At 48.2% G+C, this 16,091-nt stretch carries 15 protein-coding genes and 1 pseudogene; 9 read left to right on the top strand and 7 right to left on the bottom strand.

Annotated elements, in window-relative coordinates:
• Positions 1-64: 64 nt before the first annotated feature.
• From sad to LY264_RS12890, 7 genes are all read left to right on the top strand, one after another.
• Positions 65-1,453, top strand: coding sequence for a succinate-semialdehyde dehydrogenase (gene sad, locus LY264_RS12920; protein WP_048226517.1), 1,389 nt, complete (start codon positions 65-67; stop codon positions 1,451-1,453).
• A 103-nt stretch (positions 1,454-1,556) separates the two neighbouring features.
• Positions 1,557-3,134, top strand: a complete 1,578-nt coding sequence (locus tag LY264_RS12915) for a methyl-accepting chemotaxis protein (RefSeq protein WP_048226515.1) — start codon at positions 1,557-1,559, stop codon at positions 3,132-3,134.
• Between the two features lie 62 nt (positions 3,135-3,196).
• Positions 3,197-4,123: a glutaminase B gene (gene glsB, locus LY264_RS12910; protein WP_003832944.1), complete on the top strand. Its 927-nt coding sequence runs from the start codon at positions 3,197-3,199 to the stop codon at positions 4,121-4,123.
• The gene (locus LY264_RS12905; protein ID WP_008784753.1) at positions 4,123-4,482 is read left to right on the top strand and encodes a DUF4186 domain-containing protein; all 360 of its coding nucleotides are present in this window, start codon (positions 4,123-4,125) and stop codon (positions 4,480-4,482) included. The genes glsB and LY264_RS12905 overlap by 1 nt, the downstream gene beginning before the upstream one ends.
• An 80-nt stretch (positions 4,483-4,562) precedes the next feature.
• A complete protein-coding gene (locus tag LY264_RS12900; RefSeq protein WP_048226513.1) occupies positions 4,563-5,090 on the top strand; it encodes a GNAT family N-acetyltransferase in 528 nt (175 codons plus the stop codon).
• Positions 5,091-5,196: 106 nt separating this feature from the next.
• The gene (locus tag LY264_RS12895) at positions 5,197-6,648 is read left to right on the top strand and encodes a tagaturonate reductase (protein ID WP_032943427.1); all 1,452 of its coding nucleotides are present in this window, start codon (positions 5,197-5,199) and stop codon (positions 6,646-6,648) included.
• Between the two features lie 215 nt (positions 6,649-6,863).
• Positions 6,864-7,778 carry a bestrophin family protein gene (locus LY264_RS12890; RefSeq protein WP_032943428.1) on the top strand — a complete coding sequence of 305 codons (915 nt, stop codon included), beginning with the start codon at positions 6,864-6,866 and terminating at the stop codon, positions 7,776-7,778.
• On the opposite strand, the gene LY264_RS12885 is transcribed toward LY264_RS12890, so the two are convergent.
• A complete protein-coding gene (locus LY264_RS12885; RefSeq protein ID WP_048226511.1) occupies positions 7,775-8,152 on the bottom strand; it encodes a GFA family protein in 378 nt (125 codons plus the stop codon). The genes LY264_RS12890 and LY264_RS12885 overlap by 4 nt on opposite strands.
• A 131-nt stretch (positions 8,153-8,283) precedes the next feature.
• Positions 8,284-9,042, bottom strand: coding sequence for a trans-aconitate 2-methyltransferase (gene tam / locus LY264_RS12880; RefSeq protein WP_048226509.1), 759 nt, complete (start codon positions 9,040-9,042; stop codon positions 8,284-8,286).
• 110 nt (positions 9,043-9,152) lie between these two features.
• Between tam and LY264_RS12875 the strand changes: the two genes are divergently transcribed.
• Complete coding sequence (locus tag LY264_RS12875; RefSeq protein ID WP_048226507.1) at positions 9,153-9,674, top strand: GNAT family N-acetyltransferase; 522 nt, start codon at positions 9,153-9,155, stop codon at positions 9,672-9,674.
• A 349-nt stretch (positions 9,675-10,023) separates the two neighbouring features.
• Here the strand turns inward: LY264_RS12875 and LY264_RS12870 are convergent, their stop codons facing one another.
• The 3 genes from LY264_RS12870 to LY264_RS12860 form a co-directional block, all read right to left on the bottom strand.
• On the bottom strand, positions 10,024-10,506 hold the full coding sequence (locus tag LY264_RS12870; RefSeq protein ID WP_048214201.1) for a GNAT family N-acetyltransferase: 483 nt from the start codon (positions 10,504-10,506) through the stop codon (positions 10,024-10,026).
• Positions 10,494-10,760, bottom strand: a complete 267-nt coding sequence (locus LY264_RS12865) for a type II toxin-antitoxin system TacA family antitoxin (protein WP_008784769.1) — start codon at positions 10,758-10,760, stop codon at positions 10,494-10,496. The genes LY264_RS12870 and LY264_RS12865 overlap by 13 nt, the downstream gene beginning before the upstream one ends.
• 153 nt (positions 10,761-10,913) lie before the next feature.
• The gene (locus LY264_RS12860) at positions 10,914-12,896 is read right to left on the bottom strand and encodes an alkyl/aryl-sulfatase (RefSeq protein WP_071692396.1); all 1,983 of its coding nucleotides are present in this window, start codon (positions 12,894-12,896) and stop codon (positions 10,914-10,916) included.
• A gap of 243 nt (positions 12,897-13,139) precedes the next feature.
• On the opposite strand from LY264_RS12860, the gene LY264_RS12855 reads away from it, so the two are divergent.
• Entirely contained in the window at positions 13,140-13,526 is a 387-nt protein-coding gene (locus LY264_RS12855) for a hypothetical protein (protein ID WP_048226505.1), read from the top strand.
• Positions 13,527-13,642: 116 nt separating this feature from the next.
• On the opposite strand, the gene LY264_RS12850 is transcribed toward LY264_RS12855, so the two are convergent.
• Complete coding sequence (locus tag LY264_RS12850) at positions 13,643-14,272, bottom strand: winged helix-turn-helix transcriptional regulator (RefSeq protein ID WP_071692397.1); 630 nt, start codon at positions 14,270-14,272, stop codon at positions 13,643-13,645.
• 237 nt (positions 14,273-14,509) lie between these two features.
• A pseudogene (locus LY264_RS12845) lies at positions 14,510-15,686 on the bottom strand (OmpP1/FadL family transporter).
• Positions 15,687-16,091 lie beyond the last annotated feature (405 nt).

Here is a 16,091-nt window from a genome sequence, read left to right as displayed (position 1 = left end):
CATTTTTCAGAAAGAGTAAATATGCTCATGATATAACCATACCCTGCGATAAAGAGAGGCACTTATGACTATCACAGCAGCAACACATGCGATTTCCATTGACCCTGCCAGCGGTGAAAGGCTGACGGCGACGCCGTGGGCCAGCGCGGAAGAGATTGATCATGCGCTGAACCTTGCCGCGAATGGCTATAGCGAATGGAAACATACTTCCGTTGAGCACCGTGCGCAAACGCTGCGCCAGATCGGGCAAGCTCTGCGCCATCGTGCGGAAGAGATGGCGGAGTGTATCTCACGTGAAATGGGTAAACCCATTAAGCAGGCGCGTGCTGAAGTCGCCAAGTCAGCTGCATTGTGTGACTGGTACGCCGAGCATGGACCGGCGATGCTCAATCCGGAACCTACGCTGGTGGAGAATAATCAGGCGGTGATTGAATATCGTCCGGTAGGAACCATTCTGGCGATCATGCCGTGGAACTTCCCGCTCTGGCAGGTAATGCGAGGTGCCGTCCCGATACTGTTGGCCGGAAATGGCTACTTGTTAAAGCATGCGCCTAACGTAACCGGCTGTGCTGCAATTATTGCGCAGGTTTTCGCTGATGCTGGTGTACCCGCGGGGGTTTACGGTTGGGTTAATGCCGATAACGCTGGGGTCAGTCAGATGATCAATGACCCGCGTATTACGGCGGTAACGGTGACAGGCAGTGTACGTGCTGGGGCGGCGATTGGCGCCCAGGCGGGTGCCGCGCTGAAAAAATGTGTGCTTGAACTGGGCGGCTCCGATCCGTTTATTGTCCTCAATGATGCTGACCTTGATCTTGCCGTTAAGGCGGCGGTCGCTGGGCGTTATCAGAATACCGGGCAGGTTTGTGCGGCAGCCAAGCGCTTTATTATCGAAGAAGGGATTGCGGCAGAATTTACTTCACGCTTTGTGGCCGCTGCGAGCGCGCTCAAAATGGGCGATCCGCTGAACGAAGAAAACGATCTGGGGCCGATGGCGCGATTTGATCTGCGTGATGAGCTGCACCAGCAGGTAGAAGCTACCCTTGCCGAAGGGGCACGGTTACTTCTCGGCGGGGAAAAAATTGCTGGTCAGGGCAATTACTATGCCGTGACGGTACTGGGCGATGTCACTCCAGAGATGACGGCGTTCCGCCAGGAGCTGTTTGGCCCGGTTGCGGCAATTACCGTGGCGAAGAATGCTGAACATGCCTTAGCGCTGGCGAATGACAGTGATTTCGGCTTATCCGCCACGGTGTTCACTGCGGATGAAGCGCTGGCGCAGAAGATGGCGTCACGCCTGGAGTGTGGTGGCGTATTTATCAATGGTTACAGTGCCAGCGATGCCCGCGTTGCGTTTGGTGGTGTGAAGAAAAGTGGCTTTGGCCGCGAACTTTCGCACTTTGGCCTGCATGAGTTTTGTAACGTGCAGACCGTCTGGAAAAACCGCCTTTGATGGTGTGGGTGCCTCCGCTGGGGGCACCTGTCTTATTTCTGCAATTTTTCTGTCATTTACTCTCCGTACACTCGCGGCTAACGCTTTGATACAGAAGAGTAATATGAACATAACGCAAATTTTCCATCGTATAATACCCCGTCAGTTCGGTCTGTTAACCGGCATTTTTTGCATTATTGCGCTGTTCTCTGTTTTGCAGGTCGTGTCCTCCTTGATGCTCTCGGCCTCAGTCAGCGACGCACAGCATAATGAAAGGCGTAATCAACTCGCGCTTTTGCAGCAGGCAAAGGTCGATGAAGCGCGGGTGGCGTTATTATCTGCCAGCGATTTACTTAACCGTGCGGGGATTTATTTTATGCAGGATGCCGCCACCGGTTCGGACGGGAGTTGGCGGCCGTTAATGGAAGAGGCGTACCGGGCACTGGCGCAGTCAAAAAGTGCATGGGATGCCTGGCGGGATATGAAGCCGCAGTCGGATCAGGAACTAACTGAGAGCTATCAGCGTTTTTATAGCGGTATTCAGGAGCAGGCGGATGGGCTGATGCAGTCAGGTTCCATTGATGCGTTTTTTGCCGTACCCGTGCAGGCCTTTCAGACAGACTTTAACGCTAATTACGCGCGCTTTCAGCAGGACAGTGGGCGACATGCGGAAGCTGGGCGTCAGCAGCTGTTGACCAGTCTTGAGCGTTTACAGAATCTATTTTTGTTTATTCCTCTGGTGCTGGTGGGTATCGCCTTTCTGGTCTGGCGTAGTATGTTCCGTTGGGTGATTATGCCGCTGCGACGGCTGATCGATCATATCGATATTTTAGCGGCGGGGGATCTTTCTCGGCCAGCCCCGCAGGTGAGTCAGTTTAATCGGGAAGTGACGCAATTAAATTCGCGTATTGCTGCAATGCAGCAGGGGCTCTGCGCGCTGGTGCGGCAGGTGAATGATGCCACCACCGCAATGGTAGGAAATATCAACGAACTTGCGCAGAACAATAAACAGCTATACCAGCAGTCGGCAAAACAAAGTGAAGAGTTGAGCACTGTGACATCGCATATTTCGGTTCTGGAAACGCATGTTGAGGATAACAGTGGCTTTGCTGAACTGGCGAATCAACGCGCAGTGCAGGCGCGTGATATTGCGGCAGGTGGAGACCGAATGATGGCGACGGTAAATGCGTCAATGCAGGCGATTGTGACTCGCTCGTCTGAAATGCGAGGGATTACAACGCTTATCGACAACATTGCATTTCAGACAAATATCCTGGCTCTCAACGCCGCAATCGAGGCAGCACATGCCGGGGAGCAAGGGCGCGGGTTTGCCGTGGTTGCGAAAGAAGTTGGGCTGCTGGCGCGAAAAAGCGGTCAGTCTACGCAAAACATTCAGACACTGATTAAACACTCGTTACAGGGGATTGAAGAGGGCTTTCACGCGGTTAACGGACTGGATAAGAATTTGCAGCAGGTTATCGCACTGGTGGAAAACCTCGGCGCGTTACTGAACGATATTTCGACTGCAACGTTAAATCAGGGGAACAGTATTCACCAGTTAACCCGTCAGCTTCATGTCCTGAACGGCGAAGCCCGACAAACCAGTGATCTGGTGAATGCTGCATCTGATTCTTCCTTACAGCTTCACCATGAATCTAACCAGCTTATGCAGGCCGTGGCCAGATTCCGCCTTCCGGCCTGACGTTGCGTATTCAGCTCTGTTATACTCGCAGGCCTTTCATACCTGCGAGCAAGGAGCATGTTGTGGCCAGGGCCATGGACAATTCAATTTTAGAGACCATTGTGCAGCAGGTTCGTCCGCTGATTGGTCAGGGTAAAGTCGCTGATTACATTCCGGCATTAGCCTCCGTCGACGGTTCAAAACTGGGTATTGCTATCTGTACCGTTGATGGACAGCACTATCAGGCGGGAGATGCGCAAGAACGTTTTTCTATTCAGTCGATTTCAAAGGTGCTCAGTCTGGTCGTGGCGATGCGTCACTATCAGGAAGAGGAGATCTGGCAGCGTGTCGGCAAAGATCCTTCCGGTCATCCTTTTAACTCCCTGGTGCAGCTGGAAATGGAGCAGGGTATCCCTCGCAATCCCTTTATTAATGCCGGGGCGCTGGTGGTTTGCGATATGCTGCAAGGGCGTCTAAGCGCACCGCGTCAACGGATGCTGGAAGTGGTGCGGGCATTAAGCGGCGTGTCGGATATCGCCTATGATGCGACGGTCGCGCGATCGGAGTTTGAGCACTCGGCGCGTAACGCCGCTATTGCATGGTTGATGAAATCCTTCGGCAATTTTCACCATGACGTGCCCACCGTTTTGCAGAACTATTTTCACTACTGCGCGCTGAAAATGAGCTGTGTGGAACTGGCGCGGACTTTTGTCTTTTTGGCAAATCAAGGGCATGCCTTTCATCTTGCGGAGCCTGTGGTCACTCCGATGCAGGCCCGGCAGATCAATGCGCTGATGGCGACCAGTGGCATGTATCAGAACGCAGGGGAATTTGCCTGGCGGGTCGGGCTTCCGGCGAAATCTGGTGTGGGTGGCGGCATCGTGGCGATCGTGCCACACGAGATGGCGATTGCTGTCTGGAGTCCGGAACTGGATCCGGCGGGAAATTCACTGGCCGGTATCGCCGTGCTGGAGCAATTAACACAACAGCTGGGGCGCTCGGTTTACTGATGAAAACGCTCGATCCTCTTTTTGCCCGGCTGGCGAAATCAACGTTTCGCTCGCGGTTTCGTCTTGGTCAGAAAGAAAGGCAGTATTGTCTGGATAAAGGGGCGCCAGTTATCGAACAACATGCTGCGGATTTTATAGCTAAACGACTGGCACCTGCGTTTCCCGCCAATGATGGAAAACAGACTCCTATGCGTGGTCACCCGGTATTTATTGCTCAACATGCTACGGCGACGTGCTGTCGAGGGTGTCTGGCGAAATGGCATGATATACCTCAGGGTGTAGCGCTAAACGATGAACAGCAACGTTACGTTGTCACGGTTATTTACCACTGGTTAGTGCTCCAAATGAACAAGCCATAGATAACATTATCCTATGATATCCCCCCTTGTGTTGTGTAATTGTTAAAAGCAGTATGAAGGGGTCAATCTAAGGAGAAACCATGGCTTCCGGCAAACCCTGCTTTGTGCTGAGCGCGGCACAGATTCTGTCGCTAATCGACGAGCTCAGCGATGTTCTTGAACAGTGCGTCAATGACGGCGCCTCCATCAGTTTTATGCTGCCCTTTAATCGCGAAAAATCAGAGCCTTTCTGGATGAAGGTCGCGCAAAGTGTTTCTCGCGGTGAACGGATCGTTCTTGGTACGCAGAATGCGCAGGGGGTGCTTGTCGGTACCGTCCAACTCATTATCGATCAACCCGAAAATCAACCTCATCGTGCTGATGTCGCCAAACTGCTGGTTCACCCCTCAGCGCGACGCGATGGCCTGGCCCGTGAATTGATGAACGAACTGGAAAGTTGCGCGCGTCAACAAGGTAAAACGCTGCTGGTGCTTGATACGGCGACGGGCAGTGGTGCGGAGTTGTTCTACCACAATTGTGGGTGGAAAAAGGTAGGGGTGATACCTGACTATGCCCAAATGCCCGATGGGATGCTGACCGGAACCACACTTTTCTATAAAACGCTCTAATTTGTCGCCGGGGATTGATCAAAACAGGGTTTCAATGTATTAAAGTTTGCTAACCTATTGGACCAATTCAATCAGGTTGTATGACTAATCATAAAGGGAACCCATTGTGCAAACACTAAATCGTCGCGATTTCCCCGGTGCTCAGTATCCTGAACGCATTATTCAGTTTGGTGAAGGAAACTTCCTGCGCGCCTTTGTAGACTGGCAGGTAGATCTGCTGAACGAACATACCGATCTGAACGCTGGTGTGGTCATTGTTCGTCCTATCGAAAGTTCCTTCCCGCCATCGCTGAGTACGCAGGATGGCCTCTATACCACTATCATTCGTGGTTTGAATGAGAAGGGCGAGGCCGTCAGTGATGCCCGTCTAATTCGTTCAGTTAACCGTGAAATCAGCGTCTATAGCGAATACGATGAGTTCCTGAAGCTGGCGCATAATCCTGATATGCGTTTTGTGTTCTCTAACACCACGGAAGCAGGTATCAGTTACCACGCGGGCGATAAGTTTGACGACGCGCCAGCAGTTAGTTATCCGGCTAAACTGACGCGTCTGCTGTTCGAACGATTCAGCTATTTTAACGGCGCATTGGATAAAGGCTGGATTATCATCCCTTGCGAACTGATTGATTATAACGGTGATGCGCTGCGTGAACTGGTTCTGCGCTACGCTCAGGAATGGGCGCTGCCGGAAGCGTTTATTCAGTGGTTGGATCAAGCCAACGCATTTTGTTCCACGCTGGTGGACCGCATTGTTACCGGTTATCCGCGTGACGAAGTAGCGCAACTTGAAGCTGAGCTTGGCTATCATGATGCATTCCTGGATACGGCTGAACACTTCTATCTGTTTGTCATTCAGGGGCCAAAGTCATTAGCCGCCGAACTACGTCTGGATAAGTATCCGCTGAATGTCCTGATCGTGGATGACATCAAACCGTACAAAGAGCGCAAAGTGGCGATTCTCAACGGTGCTCACACCGCGCTGGTCCCTGTTGCCTGGCAGGCAGGGTTGGACACCGTGGGCGAGGCGATGAATGACGCTGAGATTTGTGCTTTCGTGGAGAAAGCGATCTATGAAGAGATCATTCCGGTACTGGATTTACCACGTGATGAGTTAGCTTCTTTCGCCAGCGCGGTAACCGGTCGATTCTGCAACCCGTATATAAAACATCAGCTGCTGTCTATTGCCCTGAATGGCATGACCAAGTTCCGCACCCGTATATTGCCGCAACTGCTGGCAGGGCAACAGGCCAGCGGTAAGCTGCCGGCGCGTTTGACGTTTGCACTTGCCGCGTTAATTGCTTTTTATCGTGGAGAGCGCAACGGTGAGTCTTATCCGGTTCAGGATGATGCGCACTGGATAGAACGTTTTCAACAGCTGTGGTCCCAGCATCGCGATCGCCAGATAAGTACCGAAGCGTTGGTCAAATCTGTACTGGGTGTCAAAGAACACTGGGAACAAGATCTGACGCAGGTTTCTGGACTGGTGGAACAGGTCTCTGCCGATCTGGATACCATTCTGGCAAAAGGTATGCGTGAAGCCGTTAAGCCACTGTGCTAAGACGACTACCGATAACCCGGCTCAGGCCGGGTTTTTTCTGGATATACATTAGTTACAACATACTATGTGGTTTATATCATAAACCCGGTCTGTGACTTAGGTGCGGCTTCATTTTAAGCAGGGCCAAAGTTGTTGGGATAATGTTGCGATTAACTTGCAACATTGATCGCTATCGCGTCTAATGTGACGGATTTCACATTTTCCCGAAGATAACCATGATCGTTCGTCCCCAACAACACTGGCTGCGCCTGATATTCGTCTGGCATGGTTCCGTATTATCTAAAATATTTTCACGACTGCTGCTGAACTTCCTGCTCTCCATCGCCGTTATCATCATGTTGCCCTGGTATACGATGTTGGGTATCAAATTTACCCTGGCACCGTTCAGTATTCTGGGCGTGGCGATTGCTATCTTTTTAGGTTTTCGCAATAACGCCTGCTATTCACGTTATGTCGAAGCCCGACACCTGTGGGGGCAGTTGATGATTGCTTCCCGGTCACTACTTCGCGAGGTGAAAACCACCTTACCGGATGACGCCGAACTGGGGCAGTTTGTTCGTCTGCAAATCGCATTTGCCCACTGTTTACGCATGACATTACGTCGAAACCCACAGGCAGAGCCGTTGGCGAAATATCTCAGCGAGAAAGATCTGCAGACGGTATTTGCCGCACAATCGCCAGCAAACCGCATTTTGTTGCTGATGGGGGAGTGGTTGGCCGTGCGCAGACGTGATGGGCAGCTGTCCGATATATTATTTCATAGTTTAAACAACAGATTAAATGATATGTCGGCAGTACTGGCAGGTTGTGAGCGAATCGCGAATACACCCGTTCCGTTTGCTTATACTTTGATCCTTCATCGCACTGTTTATCTGTTTTGTATCATGCTGCCATTCGCGTTGGTGGTGGATCTTCACTACATGACGCCGTTTATTTCAGTGCTGATTTCCTATACTTTTATCTCGCTTGATGCGCTTGCGGAAGAGCTTGAAGATCCGTTTGGTACTGAGAACAATGACCTGCCGCTGGATGCGATTTGCAATGCAATCGAAATCGATTTACTGCAAATGAACGATGAAACCAATGTGCCAGCAAAACATATGCCGGATAAACATTACCAACTAACTTAGTTTTGTTCTGTTTCCCACCATGCTGGCCGCATATCAGAAAACGAATGAAACTCCGGCGCCAGATCTTCATCATTAGGATCGTCAAAAGCGCCGGCTAAAAGCGCAATGACCGGAGCGTCATCGATGGCGCCCACGGAACTACCGCACTGAGGGCAAAAAGCCCGACTGGTGGTTTCAGATGAGCGCCAGGTTGTCGGTTTTCCGGCTTTTCCCGTCCATTCTACATTTTCTGCATCAAACTCAATCCAGACGACGGTCGGGGCCCCCGTATGTTTCCGGCATATATCGCATGAGCAGGTATGGGAATTATTAGGACTGCTGGCAGTGAAGCGGATCGAGCCACACAGGCACCCACCAATGTAGACTTTAGACATAACAACTCCCGTCAGAAACATGTGGCAAAACACTAGCAGATGCCAGACATAGCCACTAGATCCTTATGATAAAAAGGCGAGGGCGCGCATACTCGGTAGCCCAGTCCTGTGATCTGTCTGATGATAAACGCTTAACTATTGCGTCTGGCAACAATAAACAACCGCGGAAATGCCAGCAAAATATTGCCGTTTTCCTGCAACGGATATTGATCCTGAAGCAGTTCATGGTAGCGAGCCAGGTAATGACGCTGCTCGCTTTCGCTCAAATCCTGCAACCAGGGGCGTAGTCCCGTTGAGCTTACCCAGTCGATAATCGCCTGATGCGAATCCATAATGTGATAATACGTTGTACGCCAGATATCCACATCACAACCCGCTTCGGTCAAAATATCATAGTAGGCGTGAACGCCAGGAAGCGGAGCACGCCCCCGGTCGGGGTAATCTTGTTCATAAGCCACTTCGCGCATCAGTACATGCGTGGGCTCCAGCCAGTTATCCGGCATTTGCACGGCCAGAACACCGTTGTGACTCAGTTGTGAGACCAAATGTGGGAATAATTCATAGTGATCGGGCACCCACTGTAACGACGCATTTGCATAAAGCAGATCCACGGGATGCTCGGGCTGAAACTGGCTAATATCCGCTTCGATAAAATAGCAGTCAGGTAATGCGTTGCGCGCTTCATTCAGCATAGCAGGTGAAGAATCGACACCTGTTGTCTTTGCCGTGGGCCAGCGCTGATGCAGCAATGCCGTACTGTTTCCCGGACCACAACCAAGATCAACAACTGAGCGGACATTTTCTAACGCCACACGGCTGAGTAATTCTGCTGCGGGTCTTGAACGTTCAGTTGCATATTGCAGATAAAGCGAAGGGTTCCAGTCGGCCATGTATAAATCTCCAGTATGAGAGGAAAAGTCGGAAAAGGACGTTATAAGACCTTGCCGATGAGCCACTTATTTTAGAAGATTATATGAAAATGAATGATAAGGGCAGGAATATGCTGGAAACATCAAGGTTGATATTACGACAGTGGGAGGCTAAAGACCGAGCCCCTTTTGCTGCACTCAATGCCGATTCTGACGTGATGCGTTTTTTCCCCGCGCCGCTACAGAAAGCTGAAAGCGATAACCTGGCCGATAGATTTAGTGAAGGTATTGCAGAACGCGGCTGGGGATTTTGGGCCGTAGAGCTAAAAGAAACACACCAGTTTGTGGGCTGTGTGGGGTTGCATCCACAACCTGATAAATTTCATTTTTCACCCTGTACCGAAATTGGCTGGCGGCTTGCTAAAGCATACTGGCACCAGGGGCTGGCGTTAGAAGCCGCGCAAGCGAGTCTTGCATTTGCTTTTGACGTACTGGCGCTAAATGAAGTCGTTTCATTTACTTCTGTGCTGAATAAACCGTCAGAGAATCTGATGATACGACTTGGTATGAATAAAACAGAAGAGTTTACGCATCCCGCGTTGCCGCCAGATCATCGATTGGCACAACATGTTCTGTATCGTCTTTGCCGATAATTAATCAGTCTATTTGTGGTTTGCCAGTGTGAACTACAGTTATCAGTTCTAATGTTCAGTGAAGTGAGAGTCGCGGTGGAATTGTAGAAGACATAAAACAGCTATTTGCATAACCAGCTGCAGTCGAGAGCCATCATCCAGAACTGTTAGCGCTGTTGAGGTAACTGCGCTTGAAAGGGTTTTGAGGCGTCATTATTGAGCAGCACAATGATGACCATAAAACATCAGATTCAGCCTCTATCTACCTTAGTTCGCATAATGTATATTATGTTAAATACAATTTGATACGTACTCAGTTGAGTCCCCATGTGGCCCGCGTTTGGCCATTGACCTCCTCTGCTCATTACAATCATGAAAGCCCAAGGAACAGAGTTCGCTCCTGCAGTTGAGATGCTTTGAATCCGTGGTGAAGATAAAAACGTTTAGCTTCGTCTGTGAGCACATGCACCATAACGGCACGCACGCCAATATTTTCTGCCACTTTGTAACACCGCAGTACCGCATCGTGAAGCAGATCGGCCCCTAACCCTTTTCCACGAACAGAAAGATCTACGGCCAATCTGGCAAGGATAATTACGGGGATTGGATCTGGCATGTTACGCCGAAGATTGCCTGTTGCTTCTGTGTGGTTGACGCTACCAGTGGCCAGTGAATAAAAGCCAGCGACTTGTCGCGTGTCTGTTTTGCAGACAACAAACGTCCTGGTTGCACCGAGAGCCTGATTTTTCAACCCTTTTTGCTTTAACCAATCATCTAGAACAATTTCTCCGCTGACAAATTCCGCCAATTGATGAATGTGAGTTAGTGGCTCAGGTGCGGTTACAAATCCCACTGTGGTTTCCTTGCCAGTAGCTTCCTGATAGCGGGATCTTCGGCAACCGGAGCATCAAGCATCTCGATAAACTCAGCGTATTGTTCATCATTAAAATTAAACACTCGGCGATCGAGAATGACGTTCTCTGCCGCCTGGCAGGCCATTTCCAGAATAAAGTCTGTACGCGATTTATGTAGAATCTCTGCGGCCGCATCAATAAGTGCGCGTTGGGATTCTTTAGCTCTAAGGTTGAGCTGGACATCTGATTTCATTATTAAGCCTCTTGTATAGCAATTGCTTTACAAGCATACCATAAGGCTTATGTATAGCAACTGCTATACAGTCTCGTACAACTCAATACTCTGATAAGCAACAATAAAAAACCCGCCAGTGCTGGCGGGTTATGGCATAGTTTGTCTCTACAATTAAGGCGTTACCATGTTAAACCAGAAATCAAAGCTATCTAAATACCCGAGGAACTCATCAAGCTTGGCATGATTGCCGGAAATTTGTACATCACCCTTCTCTTCTGCCTGTTTCAGCGATTCTTCCTTGAGAATGATTTTGTTCAACGTTGCACGGTTAAGTGTAATGGAGGCATCAGCGTTGCTGGCCTGTGCATCAGCGCTATGGTTAAGAACACCGTTTTCCAGTTCCAGTTTGTATTTACCGCCGTCAGCACCTAAATCGACGTTGAAGACTGCCTGCGCATTTGCCGCTTTTTCTCCGTTAATATGTACCGCGAGATAATCAAAGAACATCTCCGGCGACATGGCCTTAACGGTATCCGGGCTGGCGGTATTTGGCGTCGCGCCTTTTACCACACCGTTGCGTAATTCTTGTGCACCTGTCAGATAAAAATTACGCCATGGACCGGACTCAGCCTGGTAACCCATTTGTTCAAGGGCATCGGCTTCCAGATTACGGGCTTCTTTATTGCTCGGATCAGCAAAGACGATATTGTTAGTGACTTGCGCCACCCAACGGTAATTGCCCTGGGCGTAATCCGTTTTCGCTTTTTGCATGATTGCATCAGCGCCGCCCATATAATCGACATATTTCTTCGCGGCATCAACGGGCGGTAATTCATTCAGTGTTGCCGGATTACCGTTGAACCAGCCGAGGTAAAAGACATACGTTGCTTTCACATCATGGCTGACAGAACCATAGTATCCACGGCTGGCCCATGATTTTTCCAGACCAGACGGCAGTTTGAAGTTAGCGGCGATTTCGTCACGGGTCAGCCCCTGGTTAGCCATACGCAGCGTCTGATCGTTGATGTAACGGTACATATCACGCTGACTTTTCATTAACTTCACCACATTTTCATTACCCCAGGTCGGCCAGTGATGCTGAGCAATAATAATGTTTGCCTTTCCACCCCAGCGGCCAATAACGTCATTGATATATTTTGACCATGCCAGCGGATCGCGGATCTTCGCGCCACGTAATGAATAAGTGTTATGTAGCGTATGGGTGACATCCTCTGCAGCTTCGATCATTCCCTTCTCTTCTACATACCACAGCATTTCAGAAGGTGCTTCCGATCCCGGTGCCATCATGAAGTCATAGGTTAGACCGTCGATAACTTCTTTCTGCCCGGTGTGGGTAATATAGTTAGTGGGTTCAATCAGCGTCACCGTACCGGCGGAGGTTGTCGTCCCCAGACCCGCACCGACCTGACCTTTTGCATCCGGTTTCAGCAGATTGCCGTACATGTAACTGGCTCGGCGACTCATGGCGTTACCTGCCATAATATTTTCAGATACAGCTTCCTTCATAAAACCAGCCGGTGCATATACCTTCACTTTTCCGGATTTCACATCAGCGTCATCAATCACGCCGCGGACGCCACCGTAGTGATCAACATGGCTGTGTGTATAAATGACGGCAACAACGGGTCTTTTACCGCGATTCTTATAATAAAGGTCCATTCCTACTTTCGCGGTTTCTGCCGAGACAAGCGGATCAATGACCGTAATGCCCTCTTTCCCTTCCATAATTGTCATATTCGAGAGATCAAGATTACGGATTTGATACACGCCATCAGTGACCTGGAACAAGCCGCCAATATTGATCAACTGCGACTGACGCCACAGGCTTGGATTAACCGTGTCGGGGGCTTTTTCGCCCTCTTTGATAAAGGCATATTGCTGAGGGTCCCAAACAACATTTCCCTGCTTACCTTTAATCAATTCACTGGGAAGCGGAGCAATAAAACCTTTATGAGCGTTCATAAAATCGGTTTTATCAGTGAATGGCAATTGACCATATAAGGCGTCATTCGCACTTTTGGTCTGAGCAGTCGCATCTTTTGCCCCTTCCTGTGCCAATACAGGTAGTGATATTAATGATGTTGAACACACGCCAGCTAATGCCAGATAACTCACTAGTTTATTAAGTTTCATAAATCCTCACTAATAATATATTAGAAACCCTGCTGCTCCGATTGTTGAGAAGCTTCCGTAATACTGTGTTTATCAGGTTTCTATGATCTAATGCTCGTAGGCTAACATGATCTTATGAAACAATATAATGCAATGACATTTAATTTTAAATTTCATTTTGTTTTTATTTAAACAAAATAGCTGTAGACACCTGACTGTATAAAAAGATAATGGCTGGCATCCATTGTCTTTAGAACACTATATATGCGCACTCTCTATCTACTTCTCATCACTGGGATACTTTCTGGCTGTAATACTTCTCCCCCAGAGAAAGTTGTTAAAATAAATAAAATGGTGATCCCTGTTGTTCAGGCACAACCCGAGTCAAAATCAAGTAGTGACTCGGCATCCCTGTCCTTATACCAGGATAATAAACAGCAAATTGAAAACGTCGTGAGTTCGTTAAAAAATGAATATCTTCATGAGGTTAAGCCAAGAGAGATGTTTGACGTTCATAGCCAGGCATACCAGGTTTATGCTTCTTTAACCAAGCTCGAACAAATGCAGCAAATGAACAATTTTTATTATAAGGAGCATAATCAAACAGGACTGTTAGGCATTAATCAGTCCGTGAACTCTCTTATTGAATAACAAGAAATCCTCCTCAGAGAATGATGAGGAGGATTTCTTGCGATTGATATATAGCATGCCACTACAATAGAATATTAAATTTAGAAAATCGATTTGTAACTTGTTTGTGGGTTTATTTAAAAGCGCTCAGGTAATTTATTGATGGAAGTAAGATACCCTCCGCGTTCAAAATCAATATACCCTCCTTTTTTTAACGCAGATACAACATTTAAAACACTGCTGCGCGATAAGTGGGTCCGATCCTGAATATAATCCAAAATAGAAACTCGCTCGCGCGTCTCTTCCGGCAACAAAATCATCTCTTCGAGGTGGTTACGTATCACTGAATAAGTACGCTGCTGTACGACTAAATCATCACGATAAAAGAGATAACCCGTATGATATGAAAGCACTGCCGCCGCATCTTCCCACAAGCCTTGTTGATGAAAGAGTTCTCGTGCTTTATCGGCATCAACGCGTAATAAGGTTGATTCAGCTTCAGCGCGCAATAAATGGCCGTGTACCGGTTGGATCATTTCGGCAATACCGAACAGATGGGGTTCATAGACGGTCACGATTAACAGACCATCAGAAGAACGTAAAATGGACAGCTCCCCTTGCAAAAAAAGGTAGAGTTGAGGCTTATTCTTGTATTTCCACATGATACGCCGCCGCGGCACAACCTTCATCTTTTCTGCAATCGGTTCAAGTGCTTGCATTAAACGTTGTATGCTTTGTTCTGGGCGTACCGGAGGTGAAATTTGCATAATCAAACCTGTATTATTTAGATTGAAAACAATATGCTTTTACCTATATTCCATGAAGGTAGTACAGATTCATATTAAAACCATAAATTGCTCAATAATAAAAGTACAAATTTATTTTTATTTAAACAAGCATGAGTGATAAGACCACCAGCAGATGGTCACCAGACACCGCCGGATAGATAATCTGCTATGGTGACTATTAACAATTCGTGAGATATTTAATCGGGAATAACGGCGCTAGAATTGATAGCTGTAGTTGACGCTGGCAAACCATAACCACGGGTTCTTATATTGGCCTGCAAAGATATCAGATTTGACGTTGGACGACTGCATGTGCAAATACTCAACGGCAACGCCAATATTGCTGGCTGGCGTAATCTGGTACTGTGCACCGGTGGCAAGTCGCCATTCATCGCCGGTTGGCATCGAAAGCGCTACATCACTTTGCGATTTGTACGGTGAACTGTCATATGCAATACCGGCATTAATGCGCCACTGCTCATCGGGATGATATTGCACGCCCAGCGCTGTATGCCATGTATCTTTCAGACGATTATCACGATCGCTTTGCTGACCATTTATTGTAATCTGCGGGCTGCCAAACTGACTCCAGTCCTGCCAGCCAAGATCGCCCATCACTGACCACTGCCTGTTGATATCGTGAACCAGACTAAACATCACCTGCTGCGGAGCACGGACCTGTGTGGAGATCGGCAGATCATATCCAATATTAGGTATATTGGGAAAACGCGCTGTCCCGTCTATATTAAAATGATAATCAGTCTTGCTGGTCCAGGTTACACCCGCCCGAGTATTGTCAGTTATGTCCATTAATAACCCAAGGTGGTAATTCATCGCCCAGTCATGATCGCTTTGTTTCTCATCGTGGCCATTGACATCTCTGCTTAGCGACAGAAAACCATAGTTTAGCCCTGCAGCTGCGCCAACCGACACCTTATCATTTAGTTTCCATGCAACGGCGGGACTCAGCGTCATCGCAACCATGGTACTTTGTTTAATTAACTGATCCCCTGCCCAGTTGCCGAAGTCGATACCTAACCCATAGTTGCCGTACAAACCCAAACCGGCAGAAACGGTATCACTCAGCCGTTGTGTATAAAACATGCTGGCATTGGGGAAAAGCGTCATTACATTACCGGGGCTTTGTCTGCCATCTGTCGTATTATTCAGCGTATAGGGAATATCTCCGCCCATCGCCTGTAATCCTCCGGTGACCATATGGTCAGGTAAACGAGTCATCCCCGCAGGGCGTAGAGGCATCCTGAGCACGAGCGGCCTGCCCTGCACCAGCCAGTGCGGTATCCTCCGTTCCGATTTCATAGAAATAGAGCGCACTGGCGTGACCGACCGATGAAAAGATCATCCCGGAGAGAAAAATTATATTTTTTTTCATTGTATTACCTGTTTGGAGAGGTCGTTCTTTACTAAACGTAGGGTCAGCTATCACACGGTATTGATTTATGCTAATAGCATAATCAGGCATCAGGAATGATGTCGTGTTAAATTTTATCCAATATTAAATTTTATAATTCAACACAACGACATCTTAAAATTCGACTTAATGAGAACTCTTCTTAATAAGTGATTTGACATAAATTCTAATGTAAAGAAATGAAAATTTAATCTTTTCATAAAAAAGTATGAGTGAAGTCGCCAACGGAAAAACCATAGTTATGATCATCACATAACTGTAATATGCGGTTTAAAAAGTAAAACCTTTACAGCCTTGAGGAGACCTTGTCTTCTCAAAACTTCGTGTCTCAAATATGTCTTTGATTTCAATGGGACACGATGATCA

It is taken from the genome of Citrobacter portucalensis, from assembly GCF_023374935.1.
GTDB classification, from domain to species: Bacteria; Pseudomonadota; Gammaproteobacteria; order Enterobacterales; family Enterobacteriaceae; genus Citrobacter; species Citrobacter portucalensis.
Note: the sequence above shows the minus strand (reverse complement) of the source record. Positions and strands in the feature narration are given on the sequence as shown.

What these genes read in the sequence shown, in the direction of transcription:
- LY264_RS12875 (WP_048226507.1), top strand. Translation starts at nt 9,153, where the DNA reads ATGCTGGAAACATCAAGGTTGATATTACGACAGTGGGAGGCTAAAGAC.
- LY264_RS12850 (WP_071692397.1), bottom strand. Translation starts at nt 14,272, where the DNA reads ATGCAAATTTCACCTCCGGTACGCCCAGAACAAAGCATACAACGTTTA.
- LY264_RS12905 (WP_008784753.1), top strand. Translation starts at nt 4,123, where the DNA reads ATGAAAACGCTCGATCCTCTTTTTGCCCGGCTGGCGAAATCAACGTTT.
- LY264_RS12900 (WP_048226513.1), top strand. Translation starts at nt 4,563, where the DNA reads ATGGCTTCCGGCAAACCCTGCTTTGTGCTGAGCGCGGCACAGATTCTG.
- LY264_RS12915 (WP_048226515.1), top strand. Translation starts at nt 1,557, where the DNA reads ATGAACATAACGCAAATTTTCCATCGTATAATACCCCGTCAGTTCGGT.
- LY264_RS12890 (WP_032943428.1), top strand. Translation starts at nt 6,864, where the DNA reads ATGATCGTTCGTCCCCAACAACACTGGCTGCGCCTGATATTCGTCTGG.
- LY264_RS12865 (WP_008784769.1), bottom strand. Translation starts at nt 10,760, where the DNA reads ATGAAATCAGATGTCCAGCTCAACCTTAGAGCTAAAGAATCCCAACGC.
- sad (WP_048226517.1), top strand. Translation starts at nt 65, where the DNA reads ATGACTATCACAGCAGCAACACATGCGATTTCCATTGACCCTGCCAGC.
- LY264_RS12860 (WP_071692396.1), bottom strand. Translation starts at nt 12,896, where the DNA reads ATGAAACTTAATAAACTAGTGAGTTATCTGGCATTAGCTGGCGTGTGT.
- LY264_RS12885 (WP_048226511.1), bottom strand. Translation starts at nt 8,152, where the DNA reads ATGTCTAAAGTCTACATTGGTGGGTGCCTGTGTGGCTCGATCCGCTTC.
- tam (WP_048226509.1), bottom strand. Translation starts at nt 9,042, where the DNA reads ATGGCCGACTGGAACCCTTCGCTTTATCTGCAATATGCAACTGAACGT.
- LY264_RS12855 (WP_048226505.1), top strand. Translation starts at nt 13,140, where the DNA reads ATGCGCACTCTCTATCTACTTCTCATCACTGGGATACTTTCTGGCTGT.